The sequence below is a fragment of the Curtobacterium sp. MCBD17_019 genome (assembly GCF_003234555.1).
In the GTDB taxonomy this organism is placed as follows: domain Bacteria; phylum Actinomycetota; class Actinomycetes; order Actinomycetales; family Microbacteriaceae; genus Curtobacterium.
The window spans coordinates 156,346-182,990 of the sequence record NZ_QKTT01000001.1; the positions used below are offsets into that span (position 1 = coordinate 156,346).

Genomic DNA, 26,645 nt, shown 5'->3' on the forward strand with positions numbered 1-26,645 from the left:
GTCGCGTGAGCCATTGTCCCTGATCGGACGGGCTGCTCGTGTCAGCCGACCCGGTCCACGTCCTCGGTGTCGACCTCATCGCGGTCGCTCAGCGGCTTCCGCATCACGACGAAGTGCACGTCCGGCACGAGCGGCGTCGCGCCCCAGGCCTCGGCTGGGAACGGCCGGGTCGCGCCGGTCGGCACGAACCCGAGGCGTCGGTACCAGGCGATGAGTGCCGACTGCTGCGCGACGACCGTGATCTCGAGCGCGGCGGCATCGAACGTCGTGCGGGCGTGCTCGGCGGCGGCCTCCATCATCCGTCGTCCCAGGCCCCTGCCCTGGATCGTCGGCTCGACCGCGAAGGTGCCGAAGTACGCGAGGCCCGGGCCATGCCGCTGGACCTGGCAGGTCGCGATGATCCGGCCCTCGTCGACGCCGACGAACACGACCGAGTCGGGCGCAGCGATGAGCGCGCGGATCTGCTCCGTGTCGGTACGGCGACCGCCGATGACGTCGACCTCACTCGTCCAGCCCTCGCGGCTCGCCTCGCCGCGGTAGGCACGTTCGACGAGGTCCGCGACGGTCGCGGCGTCCTCGAGCGTGGCGCGTCGGATCATCAGGGGAGTGCTCATGGACCAACCGTAAACGCGGTCGCGGGGTGCGGCGGTCCTCGCGGGCCGGTGGTGGGGTCGATGCGGACGTCACGCATGCGGCGGGGAGGGGTCGGGCCTCCCGGGCCGGTGGCGAGCCGGCGTCGCGGTCCTACGCTGAGGACATGTCAGCGGAACGATGCCCCTGCCTGAGCGGCAATCCGTACGCAGAGTGCTGCGGCCCCCTGCACGCGGGAGCGGCCGCGCCCACGGCCGAGCGGCTCATGCGCTCGCGGTTCACGGCGTTCGCGCTCACCATGCCGGAGTACCTGTTGACGTCGTGGCACCCGCGGACGCGGCCGACGAGCCTCGAGCTCGACCCGATGATGCGGTGGACGCGACTCGACGTCCTCGGGACCAGCTCGGGAGGCCCGTTCGACACGAGCGGGACCGTCGAGTTCCGCGCGTGGTGGCGGACGCCCTCGGAGCGGGGCGAGCTGCACGAGGACAGCGCGTTCGTGCGCGAGGCCGGGCGCTGGTTCTACGTGGACGGTGTGACGAGCTGACGCCGGTTCCTCCCGGTCGCCGGTGCCTCCCGGTGGCCGGGCCCCTCCCGGTCGTCGGTCCCTCCCGGCAGGGGGTCAGTCGGCGTGCTCGACGGCCTGGACCGCCGCGGCGACGCCGCCGCTCCACGGGGCACCGTGACCGGGGAGCACCCAGTGGGCGTTCGTGTCGACCAGGGCGCGGAGCGACCGGACCGCCTGCTCGGGCTCGTCGGTGAACGGCGCGGGCGCGGGACCCGTGCGGCCGGTGAGGACATGCCGGGTCGTCAGGCCGTCGCCGACGAACACGGCGTCGACGGCCGGGACGAACACGGCGATGCTGCCCGGCGAGTGCCCCGGCGTGCTGATGATCCGCGGGGCGCCGGGGAGGTCGAGGGTCTCGCCGCCGTGCACCTCGACCACCTCGGTGAGCCAGTTCGTCCGGAGCCCGCCCTTGCGCATCGAGTAGCCGACGAATCCGAGCAGGGGGCCGAGGCGCATCGACTGCTTGCCGGCCTTCGGCTTGTCGCCGCCCTTGGCCCGCGCGGCGTCGGCGGCGTGGACGTACACGGGGACGCCGCGCTCACGGCGCAGGCGTTCGGCGAACCCGACGTGGTCGGAGTCGCCGTGGGTCAGGACGACGCCGCGCACGTCCTCGAGCGAGCGACCCATCGAGGCGAGTTCGGCGACCAGGTCGTGCCACGACCCGGGGAGGCCGGCGTCGATGACGGTGATGCCCTCGGGCGCCACGACGAGGTACGCGGCGACGATGTCGTTGCCGATGCGGTGGAGGTTCGGTGCCAGTTCCATGATGGCTACTGTACTTAGCCATGATGGCTACCGTCAATAGCTATGCTGATGGACATGCCCACGCCGGAACGCACCTCCCTCGACGCGATCGTGACCGCCGCCCGTGACCTGCTCGAGCACGACGGGCTGGCCGGTCTCACCATGCAGTCCGTCGCGCTGCGGGTCGGGGTGCGGGCGCCCTCCTTGTACAAGCGGGTGTCGAGCCGCGACCACCTGATCCAGCTCGTGGCCGAGGCGACCCTGTCGGACCTCGCGGGGCGGATGGAGTCCGCGACCACTGCCGCCGAGGTCGTCGACGTGTTCCGGACGTTCGGGCACGAGCGACCCGCCGCGTTCCAGCTCGTCATGACGCCGGGCGCGGGCGTCTCCGCTGCCCGGCCGGAGTTCGGCGCTGCGGCCAGTGTCGCCGTGGTGCGGTTCGGGGGCGAGCTCGCCGGCGAGGAGCACGCGCTCGAGGCGGCGCGGACCCTCACGGCCTGGGTGGTGGGGTTCGTCGGCATGGAACTCAACGGGCGCTTCGAGCTCGGCGGGGACGTCGAGGCGGCGTGGGCGTTCGGGCGGGAGCGCATCGTCGCGGCACTGGGGATGGGGCGCTGACGCAGGTCGGGTGCGCATGCGGACGACAACCGGGCATGCGGCCGCGTGCGCACTCGTCGTCCGCATGCGCAGCCCTGGCGTCAGGCTCGGTCCCGCGCCGGCTCGAACCCGTGGCGGCGATCGCCGAGCACCCGCTCGGTGACCTCGCGCTCGGCCTCGGGCGAGAACGGCTCCCGCCGCGCTCGCACCACCGCGGCCGTCTGCTCCTCGATGAGGTCCATGTTGACGGCCGCGCCGGCCATCACGCCCGCGGCGGCGGAGCTCATGACCTGCGCGCCGATGTCCGTCACGTTCCCGGCCGCCCACACGCCGGGCAGCGCAGTCCGACCGGTCGGGTCGGCGGGGACGTGTCGGCCCATGCCGCTCGGATGCTCGGCGACCTCGCCGCCGAGGTGCTCGAACACGTCCGCTCGGGCGACCACCCGCGTCTGCACGGCCACCGCGTCGAGGGGGAACACATGCCCGTCGTCGAGTTCGACACCCGTCAACCGGTCGTCGTCGACGAGCACCCGGGCGACCGGACCCTCGACGACGCGGATGCCCCGAGCCGCCAACCGCTCCCACTCCTCGTCCGAGGGCTCGGGCATCGTGTGCCGGAAGAGCGTCACGTCGTCGCTGAGCTGCCGGAAGAGCAGCACCTGGTGGACGGCCATCGCGCCGGAGCCGAGCACGCCGATCCGCTGGCCCCGGACCTCCCAACCGTGGCAGTAGGGGCAGTGCACGACGTCGCGCCCCCAGCGCTCGCGCAGTCCGGGCACGTCGGGGAGCTCGTCGACCGCGCCCGACGCCAGGACGAGACGGCGGCCGCGGAGTCGGCTGCCGTCCTCGAGGCTGACGGCGATTCGGTCGCCCTGCCGTGTGGCGGCGGTCGCTCGTCCGACGGTGATGCGGACGCCGTAGCGCTCGGCGTCCGCGCGGGCCAGGCGCAGGAGGTCGGCCGGTGCGGTCCCCTCGCGGCCGAGGACGTTGTGGGTGGCCGCCGCCCGTGCGTTCCGGGGCTCGCCCGCGTCGACGACCACCACCGATCGCATCGAGCGCGCCAGTGCCGTCGCGGCGCTCAGGCCGGCCGCACCGCCGCCGATGACGACGACGTCGTGGTCAGTGTGTGTGGGCATGTCGTTCCTCCTCGTTCGACCGTCAGCTTGTGCGGTGCTCGCCGAAGTGGCAATCGTTCTTGCGGGAATGGCAAAGTGGGGCCATGGACGAGACGTGGGAACGCACCCTCGACGCGGTCGGTGGCCGGCTTCGGAAGCTCCGGACCAACCGCGGACTGACGCTCGCGCAGGTGTCCGCCGCCACCGGGGTGTCCGTGAGCACGCTGTCGCGGCTCGAGTCGGGCGGGCGACGTCCCACACTCGAGCTGCTCCTCCCGCTCGCCCGCGAGTACCAGGTGCCGCTCGACGAGCTCGTCGGAGCGCCACCGAGTGGCGACCCGCGCATCCACATCCGACCGTTCCGCGCCCACGGCCACACGATCCTGCCGCTCGGACGCGGGGCCGTCGGGATCACCGCGTTCAAGCACGTCATGCCGGGGCGGGTCGCGCCGGCCGTGCCCGAGCCCATGACCCATCCCGGGCACGAGTGGCTGTACGTCCTGACCGGCCGACTCCGCCTCGTGCTCGGCGACCAGGACATGGTGCTCGGTCCCGGTGAAGCGGCCGAGTTCGACACCCGCACCCCACACTGGTCCGGGGCTGCGGGGCCGGAAGCGGTCGAGTTCCTCAGCCTGTCCGGGAGGAGCGGGGAGCGCGCGCACGTCCTGCCCACGTCCGGCGCGCGGTAGCGTAGGAGCGTGCGCAACTCGTCATGGCAGGAGGTCGCCGGCGGTCCATCCGCCGACGTCAGGTGACGGCCGCCCCGGCCCCCGCTTCCGCGGATGCCGGCTGGTGGCGCAGTGGGTCGATCCCGGTCGTCGTGACCGTCGTCCGCTGTGCCCTCCTCCCCATGACACCTGCCCGGCGCCTGCGCGCCCGGGCTGAGAGAACGGCACACCCATGCTCCCCATCACCGAGAAGGCCATCCGCGCCGCGTTCGTGAACGCCTCGCGCAAGGAGGTCTCCGACATCACCCTGCCCAGCGGGTTCGACGCCCTCGACTGGGACGAGCTCGACTACCTCGGCTGGCGAGACCCGAAGATCGGACGCCGGGCGTACGCGATCATCCCCGACGGCGACGCCCTCGTCGGCATCCTGTTCCGCCAGGCCGATGGCGGCACCCGCACCCGGCCGCAGTGCGCCTGGTGCCAGGACGTCCGCCTGCCGAACGACGTGCTGTTCTACAGCGCGCGCCGGAGTGGGGCCTCGGGGCGGAACGGCAACACCGTCGGCACGCTCGTCTGCGCCGACTTCCAGTGTTCGGCCAACGTGCGGAACCCACCGCCGCCGGCGTACCTCGGGTTCGACGTCGAGGCGGCCCGGCAGGAGCGCATCGTCAGCCTCCGGCAGCGGGCGGCCGCGTTCGCGCGGGACGTGCGGGGGGCGTGAACCGTCCGGGGGGGGCGTGAGCCGCTGGGGAGGCGCGGGCCGCGCCTCCCCAGCGCATCTGAATTGACAATCATTATCGATAGTGAATAGCGTCGCGGTGCGGGCGCAGCGTGGTCGCCGCCGCCCGCCCCTGTCGAGCGGCCTCGGAACGGACCTCCACCCCTCATGCGTCAACGCGCCCTCATCGCCCTCGCCGCCGTCGCCGGCGCCGCCGCTCTCGGTCTCACCGGATGCTCGAGTTCCGGAGGGGCGGGTGGAACGTCCGGATCCGGGTCGTCCGCCTCCGGTGGCTCCGGGTCCTCCGGCCGGATCGACGTCGTGGCGTCGACCAACGTGTACGGCGGCCTCGTGTCGACGATCGGCGGCTCCCACGTCCACGTGACGAGCATCCTGTCCGACCCCTCGCAGGACCCGCACTCGTTCGAGGCCTCGCCCCGCACCCAGCTCGCCGTGTCCCATGCGGACCTGCTCATCGAGAACGGCGGCGGGTACGACTCGTACATGGAGACCCTGCGTGACTCCACGAAGTCCAAGGCCGACCTCATCGACGTCGTCAAGCTGTCCGGGCTCCAGAAGGCCGGCGACGACGACTTCAACGAGCACGTGTTCTACAGCTACCCGACCATGGTCCGGTTCGTCAGTCGCGTGGCGACCGAGCTCGGCCAGGAGCAGCCCACGCACAAGGGGTCGTTCCGGGCCAACGCGGCACGAGTCACCAAGCAGCTCCAGGGCCTCGAAGCGCAGACGGCAGCGCTCAAGCAGCAGGACGCCGGCGACCGCGTGGCCTACACCGAGCCGGTGCCGGGTTACCTGTTCGACGCGATCGGGCTGCGCAACGTCACCCCGCAGGACTTCTCGGAGGCGATCGAGGAAGGCGACGACGTGCCACCCGCGGCGCTCAACGACACGCTCCAGCTGTTCAGTGGCAAGGACCCCGTCAAGCTCCTCGCCTACAACGACCAGACCTCGAGCCCCGAGACCGAGCAGGTCAAGTCCGCGGCGCGCAGCAACCACGTGCCGGTCGTCGGCGTCACCGAGACCCTGCCGTCCGGCAAGGGCTACATCGCCTGGCAGCAGAGCAACATCGACGCCGTCAAGAAGGCGCTTGCGGGCTGATCGCCGACAGCCCGACCGAGGCCCGCATGGCATCGCGGACGCGGGCCTCGTCAGGCAGCAGCAGGTCGGCGTCCCCGCTCGTGAAGAACCGGATCTGACCGATGGCCTGCTCGACGAGCATGTCGAGCCCGTTGAGCACCCGGCCGCCCGCTGCCGACCAGCGCTCGGCGACCACCGACGGCCACGGGTCGTACGCGACGTCGAACAGGACGGCGTCGTCGCCCGACGGGTGCAGTTGCAGGGTGTCGGCGGCGCCGCCCGGCAGCGTCGAGATGACGAGCCCCGACGCGGGAGCATCGGGCAGGTCTGCCAGCGGGTGCACCTCGAGCGTCACACCGAGCCGCGTCGCGAGCAGCACGAGTTCGCTCGCCTTCGTCGTGTCGCGCAGGTACACGCGCACGAACGACGCCCCGAGACGGAGCGACGCGAACAAGGCGCTCGCCGCGGTGGCTCCGCCGCCCAGGATCGTCGCGGCACCCGGCACGTGCCCCAGGGCCTCGACCGGGCGGACGATGCCGTCGACGTCGGTGTTCGCCCCCGAGAGCACGGTGCGGCCGGCCTCGGTCCGGAGGAGCAGGGTGTTCGCGACGCCGAGCTCGTCGACGAGCGGTGTCGTGCGATCGAGCAGGGGCAGGACCTCGCGCTTGAGCGGCATCGTCAGGCTCAGGCCGCGCCACGAGCTGTCCAGGTCACCGACGAATGCCTCGAGCTCGCCGGAGCCGACCTCGTGCCGCTCGTACGTCAGATCGAGACCGAGGGCCTGGTACGCCGCCGCGTGCAACGTCGGCGAGAGCGAGTGGTCGATCGGCTGACCGAGGACGGCGAGGCGGGTGCGGTCGGGATCGGGGAGAGCAGCGGGCACAGCGCATCACCCTACCGACCGGGACCGTGACCGCCGGGCGACTCAGCTGGGCAGGAGCGGCGAATCCGCGGGGTCGAGCGGTGCCGCCCCGGTCGCCCCGAGTGCCCGGATCAGGTCGAACCGCGAGGCGTCCTCGGTGCCCGGCTCGGCCGTGTTCGTGACGATGTGCAGGTCCTCGCCTGACACGCTGAGCACGTCGCAGTCGAGCAGCACCGGCCCGACCGTCGGGTGCAGGATCGTCTTCCGCTCCGTCCGGTGTCGGGCGGCGCCGACCTGCGCCCACAGCTCGGCGAACCGGGGACTCCCGGCGACGAGTTCGTCGATCAGCGCCTGCAGCTGCCGGTCCTGCGGGTAGCGCACCGTCGTCGTCCGCAGGTCCGACGTGATCGCCTGCTCGAACCGCTCGGTCTCGCCCTCCTCGCGCAGCAGCCGGGTCGGCGAGCCGAGGAAGTGCCGCCGGACGACGTTCCGCTCCGGCCCGCTCGCCGGAGGAGCGCCGTGCAGCGCGTCCCATGCCGCGTTGGTCGTCAGGATCGTCCAGTCCGCACTGCACACCGCGATGGCGGCGTCCGGCATCCGCGTGATCAGCCGTTGCACGCTCGGTGGCACGAACGTCGGGACCACCGTCGGTAACGGAGCGGCGAGCCCGGCCGCCACGTACAACTGGTCGCGCTCGCCCTCGGACACCTGCAGCGCGCGGGCGATCGCGGCGACGACCTGCGCCGACGGCCGGTCCGCCCGCCCCTGCTCCAACCGCACGACGTAATCGACCGACACCCCGGCCAGGGCCGCCAGTTCCTCACGCCGCAACCCAGCCGCCCGCCGCCCGGCACCGGCAGGGAGGCCCGCCGCGGCCGGGTGCAACCGGTCGCGCCACGCGCGCAGCAGGGTCGCGAAGTCGCCTCGTTCGGTCATGCATCGATGGTCCCACCGACCGCGGTCCCCTGGGTGGTACCGCCGGTCACACTGTTGACGGTTCCCTGGTAGCCCCCGCTGTGGAGGAGCACGGTGGAGCCATGACAACGACACTCATCACCGGCGGCAACAAGGGACTCGGGTACACGGCGGCGCAGCGACTCCGCGACCTCGGGCACACCGTCGTCATCGGATCCCGCGACCCCGAGCGCGGTGCATCGGCAGCAGCGGAGCTCGGCGTGGACTGGATCACCATCGACGTCGCCTCCGACGAGTCGGTCGCGACGGCCGCCACCGAGTTCACCGAGCGGTTCGGCACGCTCGACGTGCTCGTCAACAACGCGGGCATCGCCGGAGGCCGTGCACCGCTCGACGAGGTGGACGGGCCCGCGATCGCCCAGGTGCTCGACACGAACACGGTCGGCCCCGTCCGGGTCGTCCACGCGTTCCTCCCGCTGCTTCGTCGTTCCACGGCACCCGTCGTCGTGAACGTCTCGAGCGGCCTCGGCTCGTTCGCCGTCCGCGCCGACGACTCCCGGATCGAGGCGCAGATCCCGACCCTCTCGTACAGTGCGAGCAAGGCCGCGCTCAACATGCTCACGACGATCTACGCCAAGTGGATCCCGGAGGTGCGCTTCAACGTGGTCGACCCCGGCTACACCGCCACCGACCTCAACGGCAACTCCGGCCACCAGACCGTGGAGGAAGGCACCGACGCGATCGTCGCCATGGCCACGATCGGCGCCGACGGCCCGACCGGCACGTTCGTCGATCGCAGCGGCGCCGTCGCCTGGTGATCGGGCCATCGACCATGGCCGCGAGGCGGGGCGCGCGTCCGACGTGCGTCGCGCCTCCCGGCCACGTCCTCGAGGGGCGGTGTGCGTCCGATGTGCGCCGCGCCACCCTGCGGGGCCGCGGACGCGTCGCTAGCGCTGGGCGATGAGGACGGCGGCCGCGTCGCGGGCCTCGGCGGCCCACGGCAGCTGCGGCTCCGTGTGTGCGCCCACCATGGCACCGTCGTAGAGCATCGCGAGCCGGATCGCCGTCGCGGCGGGGTCGGCGGTGCCGGCCCGGGCGGCGAGGTCGGTGAAGAGCGCCCGGATCCAGGTGCGGTGCTCGACGTTCACGACGTGCGCGGGCGAATCCGTCGTGCTCTCGGCCTCGGCGTTGATGAACGGACAGCCGTTGAAGTCGTCCGTCGCGAACCACGTGCCGAGCAGGTCGAAGACCATGAGGATCTGCTCTGCCGCGTCGACGTCGGCCGCGGCGAGCTGCGTCATGAGATGGTCGCGCCAAGCGAGGCTCCGGCCCTCGACGTACGCGCCGACCAGGTCGTCCTTCGTGCGGAAGTACGTGTACATGGTGGCCTTCGACACGTTCGCGGCATCGGCGATCGTGTCGACGCCGGTCGCGTGGATGCCGTCGGCGTAGAAGAGCCGGTCGGCGGTCTGCACGACGCGGTCGAGCGCAGGGCGCTTGCGGGTGCGGGGTGTCGTGGTCGCCACGTCGGGCCTCCTTGAACTGATCTGTTCAGTCTACGACGCGGGCGGGGGCGCCGATCGAGACGGCGGCACCCCCGCGCTTTCCACGTCAGGCCTGCTGCTGGTACGCCAGATCGGCGGCGGTGAGGCCCTCGAGCGCCATCCCGAACGGGACGTCCTGGGTCAGCCGGCGTCGCAGGGCGAGGTTGAGCGTCTGCTTCTGCAGCGAACGGTAGAGCGCGGGCTTGGCGGCGAGCTTCCGCGCGATCTCGATGCCGCGCTCGAGGGCGTGCTCGTGCGCGACGACCTCGTTGACGACACCCCACTGCAACGCGGTCTGCGCGTCGATGGTCTCGCCGGTCCAGAGCAGCCACTTGGCGCGCTGGGTGCCGGCGATCTCCTCCCACACCACGTGCAGGCCGTCGCCGGCGGTGATGCCGAACGCGGGGTGTGGGAAGTCGCCGTAGGTCGCCCGCTCCGACGCGATGTGCACATCGGCGAGCAGCAGGTACTCCGAGTGGATCGTCGCGGTGCCGTTCGCGACGCCGACGACCGGCATCGGCAGGTCGAGGAGGCGCTCGAGGACCTTGCGGCCCTCGACGCGGGTCTTCTCCCACGCGGCCGGCTTGAAGATCTCGCCGAGGCTCGGGCCGTCGATGTCCTTCATGAAGTGCTCGCCGGTGCCGGTGATGACCAGGGCCCGGTTGTCGGCGTCGAGCGCGATGTCCTCGAGGGCCTGGGGGAGGTCCTCGTGGGTCCGGCCGGTGAAGGTGAGGGGTCCGCCGTCCGTGTGGAAGCGGAGGACGAGCACGCCGTCCTCGTCGCGCTCGAAGGCGAGGTTGTCGTACTGGTCGAAGTAGGTGGGCGTGGTCATGGTGGCTCCTCGGGCTCGGTTGGCAACTGAACAGGTCTGTTCAGCCGCGTTGGCTCAACCATACAGATCCGTTCAGTTACGTCAAGCCGGACTCGCGGGAGGCGTGGGGGCGGCTTAGGGTAGCCTCACCTTCGTGACTGCCAGCCGTCGGCCCGCGCGCCGCCTCCGTTCCCTCGTCGCCGCCATCGCGACCGCCGTCGTGGCCACCCTCGTCCTCGCCGGGTGCAGCAGCGGCACCGCCTCGAACAGCGCCTCGCAGACGGCGACGAGCGGCTCCTCCTACCCGGTGTCGGTGCAGACCGCGTTCGGCACGACGACGATCCCGTCCGCGCCCAAGCGCGTGGTCGCGCTCGGGTGGGGGGACGCCGAGACGGCCCTCGCCCTCGGTGTCCAGCCCGTCGGCGCGAGCGACTGGCTCGCGTTCGGCGGCGAGGGCGTCGGCCCCTGGCTCAAGGGCGCGTACACCACGTCGCCGAAGATCATCGGCACCCTCGAACCGAGCTACGAGCAGATCGTCGCGCTCAAGCCCGACCTGATCCTCGACACGAAGAGCTCGGGCGACAAGGACCGCTACCAGAAGCTCTCCGCCATCGCCCCGACCGTCGCCATCCCGAAGGGCGGCGCGAACTACCTGACGAGTACCGACCAGCAGGTGACCATGATCGCGAAGGCCCTCGGCAAGGTGCAGCAGGGCAAGGACCTGCTCGACCAGGTGGACTCCGCGTTCGCCAGCGCGCGGAAGGCCCACCCCGAGTTCAAGGGCAAGACGGCCGTCATCGGTGCGTACACGTCGAGCGGGTACGGCGCCTACGCCTCGGGCGACTCCCGCGTCGCGTTCATGAAGCAGCTCGGGTTCACCCAGCCGAAGGCGGTCGACAAGGCCGCGGGCAGCGCGTTCTCCGCGACGCTGTCGAACGAGAACCTCGACCTGCTCGACGCCGACCTCACCGTGATCCTGCCGATCTACACGACGGCGGCCCAGGCGTCCTCGAGTCCGTTGTTCAAGCAGGTGCCCTCGGTGAAGAAGGGTCACGTCATCGTCGAGCGCAACGCGGACGTCTCCTCCGCGTTCTCGATCGGGACGGTGCCCGCGATCCTCTGGGCCCTGAAGCGGCTGCCGGACCAGTTCGCGGCGAAGCTCGGCTGACCCGCCTCGGGCCCTCGGCCCCGCCCCGGGCCGCCCGCCCCCGCCCCCCTTCGGAGACCGCCTGTTCCCGACACTGTGCCCGTCGTCCGACAACGGGAACGTCGCTTCATACGTCCGCAGATGCTGCGTGCGCATGTGACGACGGAACCACTGTCGGACGACACGAGTTCGGTCGTGTGTGCACACGACGCCGTCCGAGCAGTGCTCCGCGGCCGGGAGTTGGATGAGCGACATGACCGATGACAGCGCCTTCCGCCCCGCCGGCTACACCAGCCTGACCCCGTTCCTCGTCGTGCACCCCGCGGCCGAGGCGATCGCGTTCTACGTCGATGTCTTCGGCGCCGAGGTCGTCTACCGCCTCGACGCTCCCGCCACCCAGGGCGGCGAACCGTTCGTGGGGCAGGCGGAGCTCGACTTCGGGACCGGGCGACTGCAGCTGTCCGACCCGATGCCGGCGATGGGACTGACCCCGCCGCAGAAGGGCGGCGACGGCGTCAGCAGCTCGACCGTCCTCTACGTGGCGGACGTCGACACCGTCTACGCCAGGGCGGTCGCAGCAGGCGCCGACGGGCGCGAGGCCCCGAGTGACTTCGTGTCCGGCGATCGCTTCGCGTCGATCATCGACCCGTTCGGACACCGCTGGGCACTGCTCAGCCGCCGCCCGGACATCTCCGAGGAGCAGAGCATCCGCGCCGTCGAGGAGTGGTGGGGGCAGGCCGCCGCACAGCTCGCCGCCGACGCCTGAGCACCGGGCTGCGCAGCGCCCGAGCCGTAACCAGGGCCCGAGCCGTAACCAGGGCCCGTGCCCGTGCCCGTGCCCGTGCCCGAGCCCGAGCCCGCGGTCGCGGCCCGGTGTGGGGACGAGGTGCTCGAGGATCCCGCGTCGCCCCCAGGTCATGCGACGGGTGACGTGACCGGCCACGACCCCCGTGTGCTGCGAGGGATGGCCGATCGCCGCCGCCCGTGGACGTCAGAGTGAACGCCTCCCGTTCATGACGTCCACCCGACCGCGGTCGCCGCGGTCCGCGGTGGTGGAAGGCCCACGCTGCCCCGATGCACACGCAACACCACAGGAACCGCCCCGGCGGCGCACCCATCCGGAGGCGGATCGCGGCTCTCGCAGCCGCCGTCCTCACCGCGAGCACCGCTCTCGCCACCGGCGTCCTCGCGCCCGTCGCCGAAGCCCGGACCGTCTCGGATTCGCCCACGGGCTGCGGGTACGGCAGTGGAGGGACTGAAGCGTCCAATCTGTGCTGGTTGGACATGTCCTCGTACGACGAGGGTCAGGCGCGCTCCGCGACCGGCCAGACGATGAGCGCCAGGCTCCCCGGCGGTTACGTCCTGCGATACACCATCAGGACCGCGACGCCGAGCGGGTACCGTGCCGGCACCACGCGTGCTGCGAGCACACCGACGTACAAACAGGCGTACATCGGGACGCAGATCTACCAGGGCATCCCAGGTCGACCGGCACTCGGGTTCGACGACGCGCGGAACGTCGGGGCGCGCTTCGCATTGAGCGACATCCACGTCGAGGACGCGTCGGGGACGCCGGTCACAGGATGGGGCATGGTCGCCGCCGATGCGGAGACCTCGGAGACCCACGAACGGATCGACTTCGCGTCGGACGTTCCGCTCGGTCGCCTCGACGTCCCGGATCCGGCGCGACCCGCATGCAGCGGGGGCGTGACCGGGATCGGATCGACCGCGGTCCGGTGCGAGGGGGGCAGAGGACCGTTCGGTGCGCTCGTGCTCCAGGCGAACGAACCGACGTCGATCGAGGCCGTCCTGAGCGAGACCAACCGCAGCGGCGCGGAGGCTGTCGCGTTCGCGTTCGTCACGTCGAGGTTGACCCTGCGGAAGGCGGTCGACGGCCGCTCGAGTCCGTCCGACTCGTTCGACACGGCGATCACGTCACCGCAGGGGACCGTCCTGGCATCCGCGACGACCGGGGGTGCCGACACCTCGACGACGGGGTCGACCACGGTCCTCCCGGACAGCCGTGGAGGCGCGTTCACGCTCTCCGAGACCGCCACCACGGGCACGGGCACCGACCTGTCCGGGTACGCGCAGCAGTGGACCTGCACCAACGCGAACCCCGAGAGCCCGACGCGGTTGCCGTCGGGCGGCGGCACCGTCCAACGCGTGACCCCGGCGGCCGGTGACGACATCACGTGCACGGTCACCAACAGCGCCCGGAGCTACACGGTGACCAAGTCCGCCTCAGCGACGGTCGCACAGCCGGGGGACCGCGTGTCGTACACGATCACGGTGGCCAACACGGGGAACGTCGACTACACGTCGGAGGACCCCGCGTCGTTCACGGACGATCTCACGGGTGTCCTCGACGACGCCAGATACCGCGACGACGCGTCCGGTGGTGCGGTCGTCACCGGGAAGACGCTCTCCTGGTCGGGCGCGCTCGCAGCCGGTGCGACCCGCACGATCACGTACTCGGTCACGGTGGACGATCCCGACCAGGGTGATCACCGACTCCGCAACGTGGTCGCCCCGTCGTCCCCGGGCGGGACCTGCGGAGCGGCCGGGTGCGCCACGACGACGCCGGTCCGGTCGTACGTCCTGACGAAGACGGCGGACCGTTCCGACGTCGTCGCGGGATCGACCGTCCGCTACACCATCACGGTCGAGAACACGGGCGCGGCCCCGTACACGGACGCGCATCCGGCGTCGTTCGACGACGACCTCGCCCAGGTCCTCGACGACGCCGCGTACGGCCGGGACGCGACGGCGTCCGGCGGTGCCGTGGCGTACGACGAGCCCAGGCTGCGGTGGTCGGGGCCGTTGGCCGTGGGGGCGAAGGTCACCGTGACGTACTCCGTCCTCGTCGGTGATCCGGGTGGTGGCGGTGACGGCCGCCTCGACAACACCGTCGTCGGCACTGCTCCGGGCGCCAACTGCACGACCACAGACCCGGACCCGGGCTGCACGGCCCACGCCCGCGCCGCCGCCTACACCGTCGAGAAGCGAGCGTCTGTGTCCGCCGCCGACCCGGGCGACGTCGTGACCTACACCGTTCGGGTGTCGAACACCGGCAAGGTCGACTACACGGCCGGGAACCCGGCCTCGTTCACCGACGACCTCTCCGGCGTGTTCGACGACGCCGACCACCAGGGCGACACTCCGGACGGCGCGACCATGTCCGGGAACACCCTCTCCTGGTCGGGGGCCCTGGCCGTGGGGCGGACGAAGACCATCACCTACTCGGTGACCGTCCACGACCCGGACACGGGCGATCACGAGCTCGTGAACTCCGTCCGACCGACGGCCGCAGGGGGCTCCTGTGGGACGGCAGGGTGCGCCACGACCACGAAGGTGCGCTCCCTGGCGGTGAGCAAGACCGCCGACGTCGACGTCGTCACGCCCGGGGGGACGGTCACCTACACCGTGACGATGCGGAACACCGGTACCGCGGACTACACCGCGGCACACCCGGCGACGTTCGTCGACGACCTGTCGGGGGTGCTCGACGACGCGACCGTCGAGACCCTCCCGGACGACGTCACCTACCGCGAGCCGGAGTTGACGTGGAGCGGCCCGCTCGCCGCCGGCGCCTCCGAGGCGTTCACCTACTCCGTCACCGTCGGTGACCGTGCCGCGAGTGACGCCGACGACGTCCTGACCAACACCGTCGTCGCGCCCCACAGCAACTGCCGCTCCGACCTGCAGGACCCGACGTGCGTCGTGCGGGTCCCGGTCCGCTCGTACTCCGTGCAGAAGACGGCCGACACCGACCACGCGGATCCGGGGGACGTCGTCACCTACACCGTCACGGTGGAGAACACCGGGGCCGTCGCGTTCACGGACGAGGACCCGGCGTCCTTCGAGGACGACTTGTCGGCGGTCCTCGACGACGCGACCTACGACCGAGACGCTGACCACGGCGCGACGGTGTCGGACGCCACCCTCGCCTGGTCCGGGGCGCTCGGGGTGGGGGAGACGACGACGGTCTCGTACTCGGTGACCGTCGACGATCCCGACACCGGCGACCGTTCGCTCGTGAACGTCGTCACCCCGAGTGCTCCGGGCGGTGCATGCGTGACCGACGCAGGATGCACGACGACCACGGTGGTCGCGCCTCCCGAGCCCGAGCCCGGCGCGGAGGCCGCGCCGGACGAACCGGTGACCGGCGCGGCGGTGCACACCGGGGGCACGGTCGCCGAGCCCGGGGCGGGCGCGCGCTGGTGGACGGTGCTCCTCGGTGCCGGAGGCACGGCGCTCGCCGGTGTGGTGCTGTTCACGGTCCTCCGGCGTCGCCAGCGGTGACCGATCCGCAGGCGGATCCCGCGCGACGGGGACGTCGGACGGGCCGGCGCCGGCCGCGGGTGCTCCTCGCGGCCGGCGCCCTCGCCGTGCTCATGATCGCCGCTGGCGTGGGCGGGTACTTCCTGGACGCCGGACCCTCAGCGGCCGGAACGGTGGTGGACATGCGCGGCAACGCCGTGCAGCTCGACCCGGAGGGTCCGATCGCGACCCGGCCCGCGACCGGGGCCGGAGCCACGACCGGGGCCGGAACCGCGGCCGGGCAGGAGGAACGGGCCGGCTCCCGGTTCATCGTCAGGTCCCTCGATCTCGACGTGCCCCTCGCACGGCTCGCCGCCGCCGGCGGGGTCATCACCCCGCCCGGGTTCACGTCCGCCTACGTCGTGGACGGTCTCGGGGCGTCTCTCGCCGAGGGGGACCGCGGCACGGTCTTCGTGGTCATGCACTCCCTCCGCAACGGCGGCCTCGCGCCGGGGAACTTCTTGATCGACGTCGTTCGGCGGCGCGCTTCGGTGGCACCCGGAACGGTCATCAGCGTCGGCGGTGTCGAGTACCGCGTCAGCACGGCGCGCGTCGTGCCCAAGGGTCGGCTCGCGTCGACGTCGTCGATCTGGAGGGACGTGCCGGGCCGACTCGTCGTGATCACGTGCCTCCAGCGACCGGACGGCCGCCGCTCCGTCGACAACGTGGTGATCGAGGCGACGCGGGAGTGAGCGGGGCCCGCCACGCGGTGCGGCCGGGAGGCGCGGCTCAGGACGCGAAGAACGACCCGATGAACGCGAACACGAGCGCGATCAGCGGGAACGACCCCTGCACCAGCGCGGAGTTGCGGTAGCGGCGACCGGTGGCCCCGAGGATCACCGATGCGCCGACCATGCACGCGCACGCGAAGACGACGAGAGCCCACCCGGTCGCGCTGCTGCCCGTGACGACGAGGACGACCCCGAGCACCGCCCCGATCGCCAGGAAGAGGTTGTAGAAGCCCTGGTTGAACGCCAGTGTCCGGGTCGATCGCGCCTCGGCCTCGTCCGCGATGCCGAACACCTGACGCGTGCGCGGGCTCGTCCAGGCGACGGATTCGAGGAAGAAGATGTAGACGTGCACCAGTCCGGCGAGGACGGCGAACACACACGAGATCCCGAGCACGATCGACATGGGAACCATTGTCCCAGGAGCGGGGAGCTGCCCAGACCACGCCCAGGAGTGGTGTGGACGGCGGTGGTGTCAGCGGGGTGTGTGGGGGAACCCCCGATCAGAGTGCGCGGAACGTCCGCCGCTCCCGGCCCTCCAGATGGGGGATCGCTCCCAGCGTGCCGTACTCCGAGAAGTGGGGCGAGTCGATGTGTGCCTGGAACGCGTCGTCGTCGACGTACTTCTCGAAGATCCGGAACACGCGCGGCTCGGCGTCGTCGACGTAGACCTCGTACACGAGGTTGCCCGGCTCCGCGTGCGTGGCCTCCACGAGGCTCTGCAGGGACTCGGCGACGGTCCCCTCGTGTCCCTCGATCGCGATCCACGTGGCGCTGACGATCGTTGCCATCCTCGACTCCGTTCCCGTGCCTCCCGGCCCGCGCCGGTCCCGGCCGACGCCGGGCGCTGCCGAGCCTAGGCGGGCAGGAGGGCCGTGTCCGGCATCCTCCCCTCCACAGCGCCGACCGCACCGCCGTCGTCCCCACGGTCAGCCGGGAGGCCCCGGCGCGCCCGTCCTGGCGCGTAGCGTCACCGACATGGACCGACCCGTCATCGTGCTCGACGTCAACGAGACCCTCTCCGACCTGTCGGCGCTCACCCCGGCCTTCGAGGCCGAGGGGGCTGCCGGTGTCCTCGCGCAGACCTGGTTCGCCGCCACCCTGCGCGACGGCTTCGCCCTGACGATGGTGGGCGAGTCCCGTTCGTTCGCCGAGGTCGGACGCCCCGTGCTGCTCGGGCTCCTGGCACACGTCGAGGGTCTGCTCGACGAGCCGGCGGATGCGGCTGACGCGATCCTCGGAGCGTTCGCCGAGCTCCCGCCGCACGACGACGTCGCAGCGGGGATCACCGCGCTCGCCGCAGCCGGGCACCGGATCGTGACGCTGTCGAACGGGGCGGGAGCCAACGCACGGGCACTGGTCGAGCGAGCCGGGGTCGCGGACCTGGTCGAGCGGCACATCGGCGTCGAGGACACGGGCGTCATGAAGCCCCACCCGGACGCCTACCGGCGGGGGCTCGCGTCGCTCGGGGTCGAACCGGGCGACGCCGTGCTCGCCGCGGTGCACCCCTGGGACCTGCACGGTGCTCGGCGGGCCGGGCTCCGGACGGCGTTCGTCGACCGCACCGGAGCGCCCTGGCCGGCGGTGTTCGAACGCGCCGAGTTCGCCGTGCCGTCCCTCGTCGAGCTCGCAGGCGTGATCCACATGTGAGTGCTCTCCACAGCCGCTGTCACACAGCGACCCGTGGTGGTGGCCGCCGTTAGGCTCGTCGCATGACCGCCGCCGATCAGCCCTCCGGGACCACCACCGACACCCGAGGAACCCGCTCGGCCTCGCCGTACGAGCGCTCCGCGGTCGACGAGCTCGCGGCGATCCGGCAGAGCATCGACAACATCGACGCGGCCGTCGTGCACATGCTCGCGGAGCGGTTCAAGTACACGCAGCGGGTGGGGTACCTGAAGGCCGCGGCCGGTATGCCGCCAGCGGACCCGGAGCGCGAGCAGGTCCAGGTCGCGCGGCTGCGGTCGCTCGCGGCGGAGTCGCACCTCGACCCCGCCTTCGCCGAGAAGTTCCTCAACTTCATCATCGCCGAGGTGATCCACCACCACGAGCGCATCGCGGTGGGCGACGAGTGACGGACACCGCGGACGGGGCGGGGCAGGGACTCGCCGCGCTGCGGTTCCTCGTCGGCGGGTACACGGCATCCCGGGGTGGGAACGCGACGGGGATCTCCCTGGTCGAGGCGGACACCGCGGGTGACTTGGCGGCGCGGACCATCGCCGTCGTCGACAACCCCTCGTTCCTCGTGCAGTCCGGCGACAGCGTGTTCGCCGTGTCCGAAGCGGCGGAGGGCAGCGTGCATGCGTTCCGCCGTCACGACGCCACCCTCGAGCACCGTTGGGATGCCCCGAGCCACGGTGCAGACCCCTGCCACGCGCACGTCGATCCGTCCGGCGTCCTGCTGCTCGCGAACTACTCCTCGGGCAGCGTCGGTGCGGTCGCACTCGAACCAGCGGACGTGCACGCCGAGTCGGTCCTCCACGACGGGACCGTCGCGTACGAGCACGGCGCGGAGACCCGGGCCGGAGCCCCGGTCCTCTCGACGACCGGCACCGACCTCCCGCACGGCTCGGGGCCGGTCGTGACGCGGCAGGAGCAGCCGCACGCGCACCAGGTCGTCCCGGGCCGCAACGGCACCGTCCTGGTCTCGGACCTCGGCGGGGACGCGATCCACGAGTACCGCATCGGTGTCGACGATGACGGCGCCCCCGTCATCGACCACGTCCGTCAACACGCCCTGCCCGCCGGGACGGGGCCCCGGCACATGGCGTGGTGGGGCGACCGCCTGCTCGTCAGCGGGGAGCTCGACGGACGAGTGCACCGCCTCCAGGCCGATGCCGACGGCGTCCTGCACGACGTCGAGAGCGCCCCCGCGTTCGACGGGCCCGTCGGCGAGACGCTGCTGTCCCACATCGAGGTCGACGACACCGGTCGCGTGTACGTGGCGGCTCGCGGGCGCGACACCATCCGCGTGCTCGATGCCGCGCAGGGGCTGCGACGCCTGGCGGAGGTCCCGTGCGGTGGATCGTGGCCGCGGCACTTCGCCCGCGTCGGCGGGTTCCTCCTCGTCGCGAACGAGCGGTCCGACGGCGTCGCGGTCCTGCCGCTCGACCAGGACGGCATCCCGGGTGTCCCCGTCGCGGTCGTCCCCGTTGGGACCCCGACCTGCATCGTGCCCATCGCCTGAGCCGAGGGTCGGGCCCGGGGCGCCGTGTCCGCGGGCGCCGTGTCCGCGGGTGCCGTGTCCACAGGCCACGCCCGGACCGTCGAAGACAGGCGGAACGGGATCGGTGGGCGGGGTCAGGCCGTGGGGGAGCCCGCCCCCTCGGGCTGGACCACGTTCACGAGCGGCCGCCCGGCCGCCAGAGCCGCCACCTGCCGCCGCATGAGGTCCACCGTCCGCGGCACGCTCAGACCCGTGTTCCCTCCGACGTGCGGCGTCAACACGGTGTTCGGCGTCGTCCAGAGCGGGTGCCCCGCGGGCAGGGGCTCCGGGTCGGTGACGTCGAGCGCCGCGGACAGGCGCCCGGACGACAGCTCGGCCACGAGCGCCCCGGTGTCGACGACCCCACCGCGGGCGACGTTGACGAGCAGGGCGCCGTCGGGCATGGCGGCGAGCAGTTCGGCGGACATCAGCCCGGCCGTCGTGTCGGTGAGCGGGGTGATGAGCACGACCACGTCGGCCGTCGCCACGAGCGTCGGGAGCTCGGTGAACGCGTGCACCTGCCGGCCGTCCTGCTCGCGCGCGGTGCGGGCCACGACGGTGACGTGGGACTTGAACGCCTCGAACCGCGCGGCGATCTCGCGGCCGATGGAGCCGTACCCGACCACGAGCACCCGCCGTTCCGCGAGCGAGCGCCCGAGCCGAACGGTCCACTCCTGCCGGGTGCGCTCGAGCGTGTGCACGTCGAGGTTCCGGAGCGAGGTCAACGCCAGGCCGACGGCGAGTTCGGCGGTCTCGTCGTCGTGGATCCCGCGGCCGTTCGCGAGCGTGGCGTGTCCGGGCACGTGGGGGAGCGCCCACTCGTACCCCGCGCTCGGGAGCTGCAGGAGCTCGAGCCCGGGCAGGTCGTGCACGTACTGCCAGCGGTGACCGCCGCGGAAGTACGCCGGGATGAGCACGCCGGTGACGGAGGACGGCCGGGGGTGGGGCGACTCGATGTCCCACACCTCGAACGTGACGCCGTCGGGCGCGGGCCCGAACAGGTCGAGCATCTCCGCGGTCGGCAGGGTGACGACCGCCATCGTCAGCCGAGCGTCCCCTCGGTGACGGTCTCCTCGACCACGGCACCGAACCGCTCGGGCAGCGTGCTGCCGTGGGTCCGACGGAGCTCGGCGAGCGGCACGGTGAAGGCGCCCTGGAGCTCGAGCGCCTGCGACTCCGCGTCGGTCACGCCGATGCGGAGCACCGGGTACCCGCGGCCGTCGCAGAGTCCCTGGAACCGGACGTCGTCCTCGCGCCGGACGGTGACGAGCACGCGGCCGGTCGACTCCGAGAACAGCGCGGTGGCGAGGTCGATGCCGTCGCGGTCCTCGAGCTCGTCGAGCACGACGCGCGCGCCGATGCCGAACCGCAGCACGGACTCCGCGAGCGACTGCGCGAGCCCGCCGTCGGCGAGGTCGTGCGCGCTCGTCAGCAGCTGCTCGTCGGCCGCGGCGTGCAGGAGGTCCGCGAGGGCCTTCTCCTGGTCGAGGTCGACCGCCGGCGGACGCCCGCCGAGGTGCCCGTGCACGGTGCCGGCCCAGGCCGAGCCGTCGAGCTCGAGCGAGGTCCGTCCGAGCAGGTAGACGTTGTGGCCGTCGTCCTGCCAGCCCGACGGCACCCGCTTGGCGACGTCGTCGATGATCCCGAGGACACCGACCACGGGGGTCGGGTGGATCGGCGTCGTGCCGGTCTGGTTGTAGAACGACACGTTGCCGCCCGTGACGGGGATCCCGAGCTCCATGCAGCCGTCGGCGAGGCCCTCGACCGCCTGCGAGAACTGCCACATCACCTCGGGGTTCTCCGGGGAGCCGAAGTTCAGGCAGTCGGTCACCGCAGCGGGCACCGCACCCGTCGTCGCGACGTTGCGGTAGGCCTCGGCGAGGGCGAGACGGGCGCCCTCCTTGGGGTCGAGGTAGCAGTAGCGGCCGTTGGCGTCCGTGGCGATCGCCACACCGAGGCCGGTCTCCTCGTCGACGCGGATCATGCCGCCGTCGTCGGGGAACGACAGGGCCGTGTTCCCGAGGACGTACGTGTCGTACTGGTTCGTCACCCAGCGCTTGTCCGCCATGTTCGGCGAGCCGAGCACCTGCAGGAACTGGGTGCGGAGGTCCTCGCCCTCGAACGGACGGTCGAGCGAGGCCGCGCTGTCCTCTTGCACCGCGTCGATCCAGGTCGGGTAGGCGACGGGCCGGTCGTACACGGGGCCGTCGACCGCGACGGTGCGGGGGTCGACGTTGACGATCTCCTGCCCCTGCCAGTCGATGACCAGGCGGCCGGTGCCGGTGACCTCGCCGAGGACGCTCGTCTCGACGTCCCACTTGGCGGTGACCGCGAGGAACGCGTCGAGCTTGTCCGGCCGGACGACGGCCATCATGCGCTCCTGGCTCTCCGACATGAGGATCTCCTCGGCCGTGAGCGTGGGGTCGCGGAGCAGCACGTCGTCGAGCGAGATGTGCATGCCGCCGTCGCCGTTCGAGGCGAGCTCCGAGGTCGCGCACGAGATGCCGGCCGCGCCGAGGTCCTGGATGCCCTCGACGAGGTCAGCTCGGAACAGCTCGAGGCAGCACTCGATCAGGACCTTCTCGGCGAACGGGTCGCCGACCTGGACCGCCGGACGCTTGGTCGGGCCGCCCTCGGTGAACGTGTCGGAGGCGAGGATCGACGCGCCACCGATGCCGTCGCCTCCCGTCCGGGCGCCGAACAGGACGATCTTGTTGCCGGTGCCCGACGCGTTCGCCAGGTGCAGGTCCTCGTGCTTGAGGACCCCGACCGCGAGCGCGTTCACCAGGGGGTTCCCCTGGTAGATCGGGTCGAAGTAGGTCTCGCCGCCGATGTTCGGCAGGCCCAGGCAGTTGCCGTAGAACGAGATGCCCCCGACGACGCCGTGCACGACGCGCGCGGTGTCCTCGGCGTCGATGGCGCCGAACCGGAGCTGGTCCATGACCGCCACCGGGCGGGCCCCCATCGAGATGATGTCGCGGACGATGCCGCCGACGCCCGTGGCCGCGCCCTGGTACGGCTCGACGTAGGACGGGTGGTTGTGGGACTCGACCTTGAACGTGACGGCGTAGCCGTTGCCGACGTCGACGACGCCGGCGTTCTCGCCCATGCCGACCATGAGCCGCTTGGTCATCTCCGGCGTGACCTTCCGGCCGAACTGCCGCAGGTAGTTCTTCGACGACTTGTACGAGCAGTGCTCGCTCCACATCACCGAGTACATGGCGAGCTCGCCCGAGGTGGGGCGGCGGCCGAGGATCTCGCGGATGCGCGCGTACTCGTCGGCCGTGAGCCCGAGGGCCTCGTACGGCTGCTCCTTGTCGGGCGTCGCGGCGGCGTCCTGCACGGTGTCGGGAGCCGGGACCCCTCGGCCGCCCGCGGACGGACCGCCAGCGGCGCCAGCGGGAGCGGGCCCGGGGATCGTCGGCGCCTCGGCGACCGGGGCGCCCGGCGCGGTCGTGGCGGGCTCGGGCGCGAACTGCGCGTGGGCGTCGGACTGCTGGGCGTCGGTCACGGCTGCGGAGGCTCCTGGTCGCGGGCGTCGACGGTTCGGCGCCGGGTGGTCACGTCGGTGCTCGCCGTGTGACGAGCGGGGGTGCTCGTCACCGGACGAGCGTCGACTCGATGACCGAGGTGAAGAAGGTGAGGCCGTCGGTGCCCGAGGACATCGCGGCGGGGGTGTCCGGCCCGAACCCGGGCTCGGTGGCGTGCTCGGGGTGGGGCATGAGCCCGACGACGTTCCCGCGCTCGTTCGAGACGCCGGCGATGTCGTCGATGGAGCCGTTCGGGTTGACCCCGACGTACCGGAAGACGACCTGCCCCTCGCCCTCGATGCGCTTGATCGTCTCGCTGTCGGCGACGAACCGGCCGTCGGCGTTCTTGAGCGGGATGGTGATCTCCTGCTCGGGCGCGAACCCGCTCGTCCACGCGGTCTCGGCGTTCTCGACGCGCAGCTTCTGGTCGCGCCGGATGAACTGCTGGTGCGCGTTCCGGGTGTGCGCGCCGGGGACGAGCCGGGCCTCCGCGAGCATCTGGAACCCGTTGCAGATGCCGAGCACCGGCATCCCCTTGTCGGCGGCGTCGATGACCTCGGCCATGATCGGCGCCTTCGCGGCGATCGCACCGGCGCGCAGGTAGTCCCCGTACGAGAACCCGCCGGGCAGCACGATGCCGTCGACGCCCTGGAGGTCGTGGTCGCCGTGCCAGAGCGCGACCGGCTCGGCACCGGCCAGGCGGACGGCGCGCTGGGCGTCGCGGTCGTCCAGCGATCCGGGGAACGTGATGACGCCGATGCGCACCGGGGTCACTCGCCCTCGACGTGGACGGAGACGACGTCCTCGATCACGGCGTTCGAGAAGACGTCGGCAGCGATCCCGCGGACCTCGTCGAGCTTGGCGTCGTCGACGGGCCCGTCGACGGACACCTCGAACCGCTTGCCGATGCGGACGTTCGTGAGGTCGGACTTGCCGAGGCGGGCCAGGGCGCCGCCCACGGCCTTCCCCTGGGGGTCGAGGATCTCTGCCTTCGGCATGACCTCGACGACGATCGTGGGCACCTTGTCAACTCCAACAGGGGTCGGGGGGAAGGGACCAGCCGAGTCTACCCTTGCGTCCGGTTGTTCCAAGGCGTATATTCCACGTCGAATAGTCGACGTCGGACAACCAGGACGGGAGGCCCTCCATGCCGGACATGACACCGCTCGCGTTCGCCGCGCTCGCGCTGCTCGCCGAGCGCCCCATGCACCCGTACGAGATGTTCCAGACGATGGTGCTCCGGAAGGAGGACCGGAACGTCAAGGTGCGACCGGGCACGCTCTACCACCAGGTCGGGCGGCTGACGCAGCTCGGCTACCTGGTCGAGCAGGGCACGGACCGCGAGGGCAACCGACCCGAGCGCACCACCTACGCCATCACGGAGCAGGGGCGGGCGGTGCTCCGCGAGCAGCTCCTGACGATGCTCGCGACCCCGGCCGAGGAGTACCCCGAGTTCCCGCTCGCCATCGCCGAGGCGCACAACCTGCCCCGCGTCGAGGTCCTCGACACCCTCGGCACGCGGATCGCCGCGCTCCGGGAACGGACGGCCTTCCTCGACGAGGCGTACGAGAGCGTCACCTCGAAGCACCTCCCCGAGCGCTACTGGCTCGACCTGGCGTACCAGCGCACCGTGCTCGCCGCCGAACTCGCGGCGGTCGAGCAGGTCGTCGACCGCCTCACCACGGGCGACCTCGACTGGGAGGGCGCGGACGACCACCCCGACGCCCTCGCGTACCACGCGACTGACCACCAGAAGGAAGCAGAACCGAACGCATGACCACCGAACGCAAGCCCTGGCCGGCCCTCTGGGCCCTCGTCATCGGCTTCTTCATGATCCTCGTCGACTCGACCATCGTGTCCGTCGCGACCCCCACCATCGAGCGGAAGCTCGACGCCGACATCGACTCCGTCATCTGGGTGACGAGCGCCTACCTGCTCGCGTACGCCGTGCCGCTCCTCATCACCGGTCGCCTCGGTGACCGCTTCGGCCCGAAGACGATGTACCAGATCGGGCTCGTCGTCTTCACCCTGTCCAGTCTCTGGTGCGGGCTGTCCGGCTCGATCGGCATGCTCATCGTCGCCCGCGTCGTGCAGGGCCTCGGTGCCGCGATGATGACCCCGCAGACCATGGCGACTATCACGCGGATGTTCCCGCCCGAGCGCCGTGGTGCCGCCATGGGCCTCTGGGGTGCCACGGCCGGCGTCGCGACCCTCGTCGGACCGATCGCGGGCGGCCTGCTCGTCGACGGCCTCGGCTGGCAGTGGATCTTCTTCGTGAACGTGCCCGTCGGCGTCGTCGCCTTCGTGCTCGCGCAGCGGCTCGTCCCGACGTTCGACACGCACGCGCACTCGTTCGACGTCCTCGGCATCGTGCTCAGCGCCGCCGGGCTGTTCCTGCTCGTCTTCGGCATCCAGGAGGGCGGGACCTACGACTGGGGCACCATCACGGGCCCGATCTCCGTCTGGTCGCTCATCATCGCCGGCATCGTCGTGCTCGCCGCGTTCGTGGTGTGGCAGGGCGTGCAGAAGGGTGAGCCGCTCCTCCCGCTCGGCTTGTTCGCGGACCGCAACTTCTCGCTCGCCAACCTGGCCATCACGGCCGTCGGCGTCTCGATCTCGTCCTTCGCGCTGCCGGTGACGCTCTGGGCGCAGGACGTCACGGCGTTCTCGCCGACGCAGGCCGCGCTCCTCCTCACGCCCATGGCCGTGCTCTCCGCGGGGCTCGCGCCGTTCGTCGGGCGCAACATGCACCGCGTCAACCCGAAGTGGATCGGGGCGTTCGGGCTCGCCTGCACCTCGGCCGGGCTGTTCTGGATCGGCTCCCTCATCGCCGGCAACGCGGCCTGGGGTTGGATCCTGCTCCCCGCGCTGCTGCTCGGCCTCGGCAACGCCTGCATGTGGGGGCCGCTGTCCGTCACCGCGACTCGGAACCTGCCGCCGCGTCTCGCCGGCGCCGGCTCGGGTGTGTACAACACGACACGGCAGATCGGCGCCGTGCTCGGTTCCGCCGGCATCGCCGCGCTCATGGAGTCGCGGATCTCCGCCGAGTTCCCCCACTCGGGAGGCGCGGGGAACTCCGGCAGCGCCTCCTCCGCGATCGGGGTGCTCCCGTCGTTCCTCAAGCTGCCGTTCAGCACCGCGATGGGGCAGGCGCTCGTGCTCCCCGCGGCCGTGCTGATCGTGGCGATCGTCGCCGCGCTGTTCTTCGCGAAGCCGAAGGCGGCCGCGTGGGGCGGGGCCGGTCGTCCGGCGGCGGGTGCGGGTGCCTCGGCGCAGGCCGGTGCCCCTGCCGCGGCGGCTGGTACTCCGGTCGGTGCCGGTGCCGGTGCCGGTGCCGGTGCCGGTGCCGGTGCCGGTGCCGGTGCCGGTGCTCCGGCGCGGGCTGGCGCCAGGGCGGAGGCCGGTGCGACCGCTGTCCCGGCCACCGTCGGCCCGACCACGGACGCGACGCCGACCATCCTCGAGTAGCCGCGCCCGGCCT

Annotated in this window: 28 protein-coding genes; 15 read left to right on the forward strand and 13 right to left on the reverse strand. The window is 72.0% G+C overall.

All coding sequences use genetic code 11. The annotated features are described in order from the left end of the window. Positions 1-41 precede the first annotated feature (41 nt). Positions 42-614, reverse strand: coding sequence for a GNAT family N-acetyltransferase (locus DEI82_RS00765; protein ID WP_220037211.1), 573 nt, complete (start codon positions 612-614; stop codon positions 42-44). Between the two features lie 143 nt (positions 615-757). Between DEI82_RS00765 and DEI82_RS00770 the strand changes: the two genes are divergently transcribed. Continuing rightward, on the forward strand, positions 758-1,138 hold the full coding sequence (locus DEI82_RS00770) for a YchJ family protein (protein ID WP_111011280.1): 381 nt from the start codon (positions 758-760) through the stop codon (positions 1,136-1,138). Positions 1,139-1,213: 75 nt separating this feature from the next. Here DEI82_RS00770 and DEI82_RS00775 read toward each other — a convergent pair whose 3' ends face one another. Next, positions 1,214-1,924 (reverse strand): MBL fold metallo-hydrolase, encoded by a 711-nt coding sequence (locus DEI82_RS00775; protein WP_111035481.1) that lies wholly within the window; start codon positions 1,922-1,924, stop codon positions 1,214-1,216. A gap of 54 nt (positions 1,925-1,978) precedes the next feature. Here DEI82_RS00775 and DEI82_RS00780 point away from each other — a divergent pair, with 54 nt between their 5' ends. Further along, positions 1,979-2,521 (forward strand): TetR/AcrR family transcriptional regulator, encoded by a 543-nt coding sequence (locus DEI82_RS00780; protein WP_111035606.1) that lies wholly within the window; start codon positions 1,979-1,981, stop codon positions 2,519-2,521. 80 nt (positions 2,522-2,601) lie between these two features. Here the strand turns inward: DEI82_RS00780 and DEI82_RS00785 are convergent, their stop codons facing one another. Further along, positions 2,602-3,636: an NAD(P)/FAD-dependent oxidoreductase gene (locus tag DEI82_RS00785; RefSeq protein ID WP_111035482.1), complete on the reverse strand. Its 1,035-nt coding sequence runs from the start codon at positions 3,634-3,636 to the stop codon at positions 2,602-2,604. A gap of 83 nt (positions 3,637-3,719) precedes the next feature. On the opposite strand from DEI82_RS00785, the gene DEI82_RS00790 reads away from it, so the two are divergent. From DEI82_RS00790 to DEI82_RS00800, 3 genes are all read left to right on the forward strand, one after another. Next, positions 3,720-4,304 carry a helix-turn-helix domain-containing protein gene (locus DEI82_RS00790; RefSeq protein WP_111011277.1) on the forward strand — a complete coding sequence of 195 codons (585 nt, stop codon included), beginning with the start codon at positions 3,720-3,722 and terminating at the stop codon, positions 4,302-4,304. A gap of 211 nt (positions 4,305-4,515) precedes the next feature. Next, positions 4,516-5,004, forward strand: coding sequence for an FBP domain-containing protein (locus DEI82_RS00795; protein WP_111012301.1), 489 nt, complete (start codon positions 4,516-4,518; stop codon positions 5,002-5,004). Between the two features lie 318 nt (positions 5,005-5,322). Continuing rightward, complete coding sequence (locus DEI82_RS00800) at positions 5,323-6,120, forward strand: metal ABC transporter solute-binding protein, Zn/Mn family (protein ID WP_258371892.1); 798 nt, start codon at positions 5,323-5,325, stop codon at positions 6,118-6,120. Here the strand turns inward: DEI82_RS00800 and DEI82_RS00805 are convergent. Together DEI82_RS00805 and DEI82_RS00810 are read right to left on the reverse strand one after the other, a co-directional pair. Beyond that, on the reverse strand, positions 6,098-6,982 hold the full coding sequence (locus DEI82_RS00805; RefSeq protein ID WP_111035484.1) for a shikimate dehydrogenase: 885 nt from the start codon (positions 6,980-6,982) through the stop codon (positions 6,098-6,100). The two genes, DEI82_RS00800 and DEI82_RS00805, sit on opposite strands and share 23 nt — an antisense overlap. Positions 6,983-7,024: 42 nt before the next feature. Continuing rightward, positions 7,025-7,897: a helix-turn-helix transcriptional regulator gene (locus tag DEI82_RS00810; protein WP_111035485.1), complete on the reverse strand. Its 873-nt coding sequence runs from the start codon at positions 7,895-7,897 to the stop codon at positions 7,025-7,027. Between the two features lie 101 nt (positions 7,898-7,998). On the opposite strand from DEI82_RS00810, the gene DEI82_RS00815 reads away from it, so the two are divergent. Then, entirely contained in the window at positions 7,999-8,694 is a 696-nt protein-coding gene (locus DEI82_RS00815) for an SDR family NAD(P)-dependent oxidoreductase (protein WP_111012305.1), read from the forward strand. A 129-nt stretch (positions 8,695-8,823) separates the two neighbouring features. Here DEI82_RS00815 and DEI82_RS00820 read toward each other — a convergent pair whose 3' ends face one another. Both DEI82_RS00820 and DEI82_RS00825 read right to left on the reverse strand, forming a co-directional pair. Next, positions 8,824-9,402: a TetR/AcrR family transcriptional regulator gene (locus tag DEI82_RS00820; RefSeq protein ID WP_181435051.1), complete on the reverse strand. Its 579-nt coding sequence runs from the start codon at positions 9,400-9,402 to the stop codon at positions 8,824-8,826. An 85-nt stretch (positions 9,403-9,487) separates the two neighbouring features. Continuing rightward, entirely contained in the window at positions 9,488-10,252 is a 765-nt protein-coding gene (locus tag DEI82_RS00825; protein ID WP_111035487.1) for an enoyl-CoA hydratase/isomerase family protein, read from the reverse strand. Between the two features lie 133 nt (positions 10,253-10,385). On the opposite strand from DEI82_RS00825, the gene DEI82_RS00830 reads away from it, so the two are divergent. The 4 genes from DEI82_RS00830 to DEI82_RS00850 all read left to right on the forward strand — a co-directional run bounded on the left by DEI82_RS00830 (position 10,386) and on the right by DEI82_RS00850 (position 16,393). Beyond that, positions 10,386-11,399 carry an iron-siderophore ABC transporter substrate-binding protein gene (locus tag DEI82_RS00830; protein WP_111011269.1) on the forward strand — a complete coding sequence of 338 codons (1,014 nt, stop codon included), beginning with the start codon at positions 10,386-10,388 and terminating at the stop codon, positions 11,397-11,399. 232 nt (positions 11,400-11,631) lie between these two features. Further along, positions 11,632-12,144 (forward strand): VOC family protein, encoded by a 513-nt coding sequence (locus tag DEI82_RS00835; protein WP_111011568.1) that lies wholly within the window; start codon positions 11,632-11,634, stop codon positions 12,142-12,144. Positions 12,145-12,662: 518 nt separating this feature from the next. After that, positions 12,663-15,683: a DUF11 domain-containing protein gene (locus DEI82_RS00845; RefSeq protein ID WP_181435052.1), complete on the forward strand. Its 3,021-nt coding sequence runs from the start codon at positions 12,663-12,665 to the stop codon at positions 15,681-15,683. Continuing rightward, the gene (locus DEI82_RS00850) at positions 15,680-16,393 is read left to right on the forward strand and encodes a class F sortase (protein WP_146242789.1); all 714 of its coding nucleotides are present in this window, start codon (positions 15,680-15,682) and stop codon (positions 16,391-16,393) included. Before DEI82_RS00845 ends, DEI82_RS00850 begins: the two co-directional genes overlap by 4 nt. Positions 16,394-16,430: 37 nt before the next feature. Here DEI82_RS00850 and DEI82_RS00855 read toward each other — a convergent pair whose 3' ends face one another. Both DEI82_RS00855 and DEI82_RS00860 read right to left on the reverse strand, forming a co-directional pair. Continuing rightward, entirely contained in the window at positions 16,431-16,835 is a 405-nt protein-coding gene (locus DEI82_RS00855) for a DUF1304 domain-containing protein (protein WP_181434616.1), read from the reverse strand. 97 nt (positions 16,836-16,932) lie between these two features. Then, positions 16,933-17,220, reverse strand: a complete 288-nt coding sequence (locus tag DEI82_RS00860) for a putative quinol monooxygenase (RefSeq protein WP_111011559.1) — start codon at positions 17,218-17,220, stop codon at positions 16,933-16,935. A gap of 187 nt (positions 17,221-17,407) precedes the next feature. On the opposite strand from DEI82_RS00860, the gene DEI82_RS00865 reads away from it, so the two are divergent. The 3 genes from DEI82_RS00865 (at position 17,408) to DEI82_RS00875 (ending at position 19,616) form a co-directional block, all read left to right on the forward strand. Beyond that, positions 17,408-18,079, forward strand: coding sequence for a haloacid dehalogenase type II (locus tag DEI82_RS00865; protein WP_111035491.1), 672 nt, complete (start codon positions 17,408-17,410; stop codon positions 18,077-18,079). 62 nt (positions 18,080-18,141) lie between these two features. Then, complete coding sequence (locus DEI82_RS00870; RefSeq protein ID WP_111011557.1) at positions 18,142-18,504, forward strand: chorismate mutase; 363 nt, start codon at positions 18,142-18,144, stop codon at positions 18,502-18,504. After that, the gene (locus DEI82_RS00875; RefSeq protein ID WP_111035492.1) at positions 18,501-19,616 is read left to right on the forward strand and encodes a beta-propeller fold lactonase family protein; all 1,116 of its coding nucleotides are present in this window, start codon (positions 18,501-18,503) and stop codon (positions 19,614-19,616) included. The genes DEI82_RS00870 and DEI82_RS00875 overlap by 4 nt, the downstream gene beginning before the upstream one ends. Before the next feature lie 113 nt (positions 19,617-19,729). Here DEI82_RS00875 and DEI82_RS00880 read toward each other — a convergent pair whose 3' ends face one another. The 4 genes from DEI82_RS00880 to DEI82_RS00895 all read right to left on the reverse strand — a co-directional run bounded on the left by DEI82_RS00880 (position 19,730) and on the right by DEI82_RS00895 (position 24,186). After that, on the reverse strand, positions 19,730-20,674 hold the full coding sequence (locus DEI82_RS00880) for a 2-hydroxyacid dehydrogenase (protein ID WP_111035493.1): 945 nt from the start codon (positions 20,672-20,674) through the stop codon (positions 19,730-19,732). A gap of 2 nt (positions 20,675-20,676) precedes the next feature. Further along, positions 20,677-22,977, reverse strand: coding sequence for a phosphoribosylformylglycinamidine synthase subunit PurL (gene purL / locus DEI82_RS00885; RefSeq protein ID WP_111035607.1), 2,301 nt, complete (start codon positions 22,975-22,977; stop codon positions 20,677-20,679). 256 nt (positions 22,978-23,233) lie between these two features. After that, positions 23,234-23,929, reverse strand: coding sequence for a phosphoribosylformylglycinamidine synthase subunit PurQ (purQ, locus tag DEI82_RS00890; RefSeq protein WP_111012427.1), 696 nt, complete (start codon positions 23,927-23,929; stop codon positions 23,234-23,236). A gap of 5 nt (positions 23,930-23,934) precedes the next feature. After that, on the reverse strand, positions 23,935-24,186 hold the full coding sequence (locus DEI82_RS00895; RefSeq protein WP_111011554.1) for a phosphoribosylformylglycinamidine synthase subunit PurS: 252 nt from the start codon (positions 24,184-24,186) through the stop codon (positions 23,935-23,937). A 125-nt stretch (positions 24,187-24,311) separates the two neighbouring features. On the opposite strand from DEI82_RS00895, the gene DEI82_RS00900 reads away from it, so the two are divergent. Both DEI82_RS00900 and DEI82_RS00905 read left to right on the forward strand, forming a co-directional pair. Next, complete coding sequence (locus DEI82_RS00900; protein WP_111035494.1) at positions 24,312-24,941, forward strand: PadR family transcriptional regulator; 630 nt, start codon at positions 24,312-24,314, stop codon at positions 24,939-24,941. Beyond that, complete coding sequence (locus DEI82_RS00905) at positions 24,938-26,632, forward strand: DHA2 family efflux MFS transporter permease subunit (protein ID WP_111035495.1); 1,695 nt, start codon at positions 24,938-24,940, stop codon at positions 26,630-26,632. The genes DEI82_RS00900 and DEI82_RS00905 overlap by 4 nt, the downstream gene beginning before the upstream one ends. Positions 26,633-26,645 lie beyond the last annotated feature (13 nt).

What these genes read in the sequence shown, in the direction of transcription:
- DEI82_RS00765 (WP_220037211.1), bottom strand. Translation starts at nt 614, where the DNA reads ATGAGCACTCCCCTGATGATCCGACGCGCCACGCTCGAGGACGCCGCG.
- DEI82_RS00770 (WP_111011280.1), top strand. Translation starts at nt 758, where the DNA reads ATGTCAGCGGAACGATGCCCCTGCCTGAGCGGCAATCCGTACGCAGAG.
- DEI82_RS00775 (WP_111035481.1), bottom strand. Translation starts at nt 1,924, where the DNA reads ATGGAACTGGCACCGAACCTCCACCGCATCGGCAACGACATCGTCGCC.
- DEI82_RS00780 (WP_111035606.1), top strand. Translation starts at nt 1,979, where the DNA reads ATGCCCACGCCGGAACGCACCTCCCTCGACGCGATCGTGACCGCCGCC.
- DEI82_RS00785 (WP_111035482.1), bottom strand. Translation starts at nt 3,636, where the DNA reads ATGCCCACACACACTGACCACGACGTCGTCGTCATCGGCGGCGGTGCG.
- DEI82_RS00790 (WP_111011277.1), top strand. Translation starts at nt 3,720, where the DNA reads ATGGACGAGACGTGGGAACGCACCCTCGACGCGGTCGGTGGCCGGCTT.
- DEI82_RS00795 (WP_111012301.1), top strand. Translation starts at nt 4,516, where the DNA reads ATGCTCCCCATCACCGAGAAGGCCATCCGCGCCGCGTTCGTGAACGCC.
- DEI82_RS00810 (WP_111035485.1), bottom strand. Translation starts at nt 7,897, where the DNA reads ATGACCGAACGAGGCGACTTCGCGACCCTGCTGCGCGCGTGGCGCGAC.
- DEI82_RS00815 (WP_111012305.1), top strand. Translation starts at nt 7,999, where the DNA reads ATGACAACGACACTCATCACCGGCGGCAACAAGGGACTCGGGTACACG.
- DEI82_RS00825 (WP_111035487.1), bottom strand. Translation starts at nt 10,252, where the DNA reads ATGACCACGCCCACCTACTTCGACCAGTACGACAACCTCGCCTTCGAG.
- DEI82_RS00835 (WP_111011568.1), top strand. Translation starts at nt 11,632, where the DNA reads ATGACCGATGACAGCGCCTTCCGCCCCGCCGGCTACACCAGCCTGACC.
- DEI82_RS00845 (WP_181435052.1), top strand. Translation starts at nt 12,663, where the DNA reads ATGTCCTCGTACGACGAGGGTCAGGCGCGCTCCGCGACCGGCCAGACG.
- DEI82_RS00855 (WP_181434616.1), bottom strand. Translation starts at nt 16,835, where the DNA reads ATGTCGATCGTGCTCGGGATCTCGTGTGTGTTCGCCGTCCTCGCCGGA.
- DEI82_RS00860 (WP_111011559.1), bottom strand. Translation starts at nt 17,220, where the DNA reads ATGGCAACGATCGTCAGCGCCACGTGGATCGCGATCGAGGGACACGAG.
- DEI82_RS00865 (WP_111035491.1), top strand. Translation starts at nt 17,408, where the DNA reads ATGGACCGACCCGTCATCGTGCTCGACGTCAACGAGACCCTCTCCGAC.
- DEI82_RS00870 (WP_111011557.1), top strand. Translation starts at nt 18,142, where the DNA reads ATGACCGCCGCCGATCAGCCCTCCGGGACCACCACCGACACCCGAGGA.
- DEI82_RS00880 (WP_111035493.1), bottom strand. Translation starts at nt 20,674, where the DNA reads ATGGCGGTCGTCACCCTGCCGACCGCGGAGATGCTCGACCTGTTCGGG.
- DEI82_RS00900 (WP_111035494.1), top strand. Translation starts at nt 24,312, where the DNA reads ATGCCGGACATGACACCGCTCGCGTTCGCCGCGCTCGCGCTGCTCGCC.
- DEI82_RS00905 (WP_111035495.1), top strand. Translation starts at nt 24,938, where the DNA reads ATGACCACCGAACGCAAGCCCTGGCCGGCCCTCTGGGCCCTCGTCATC.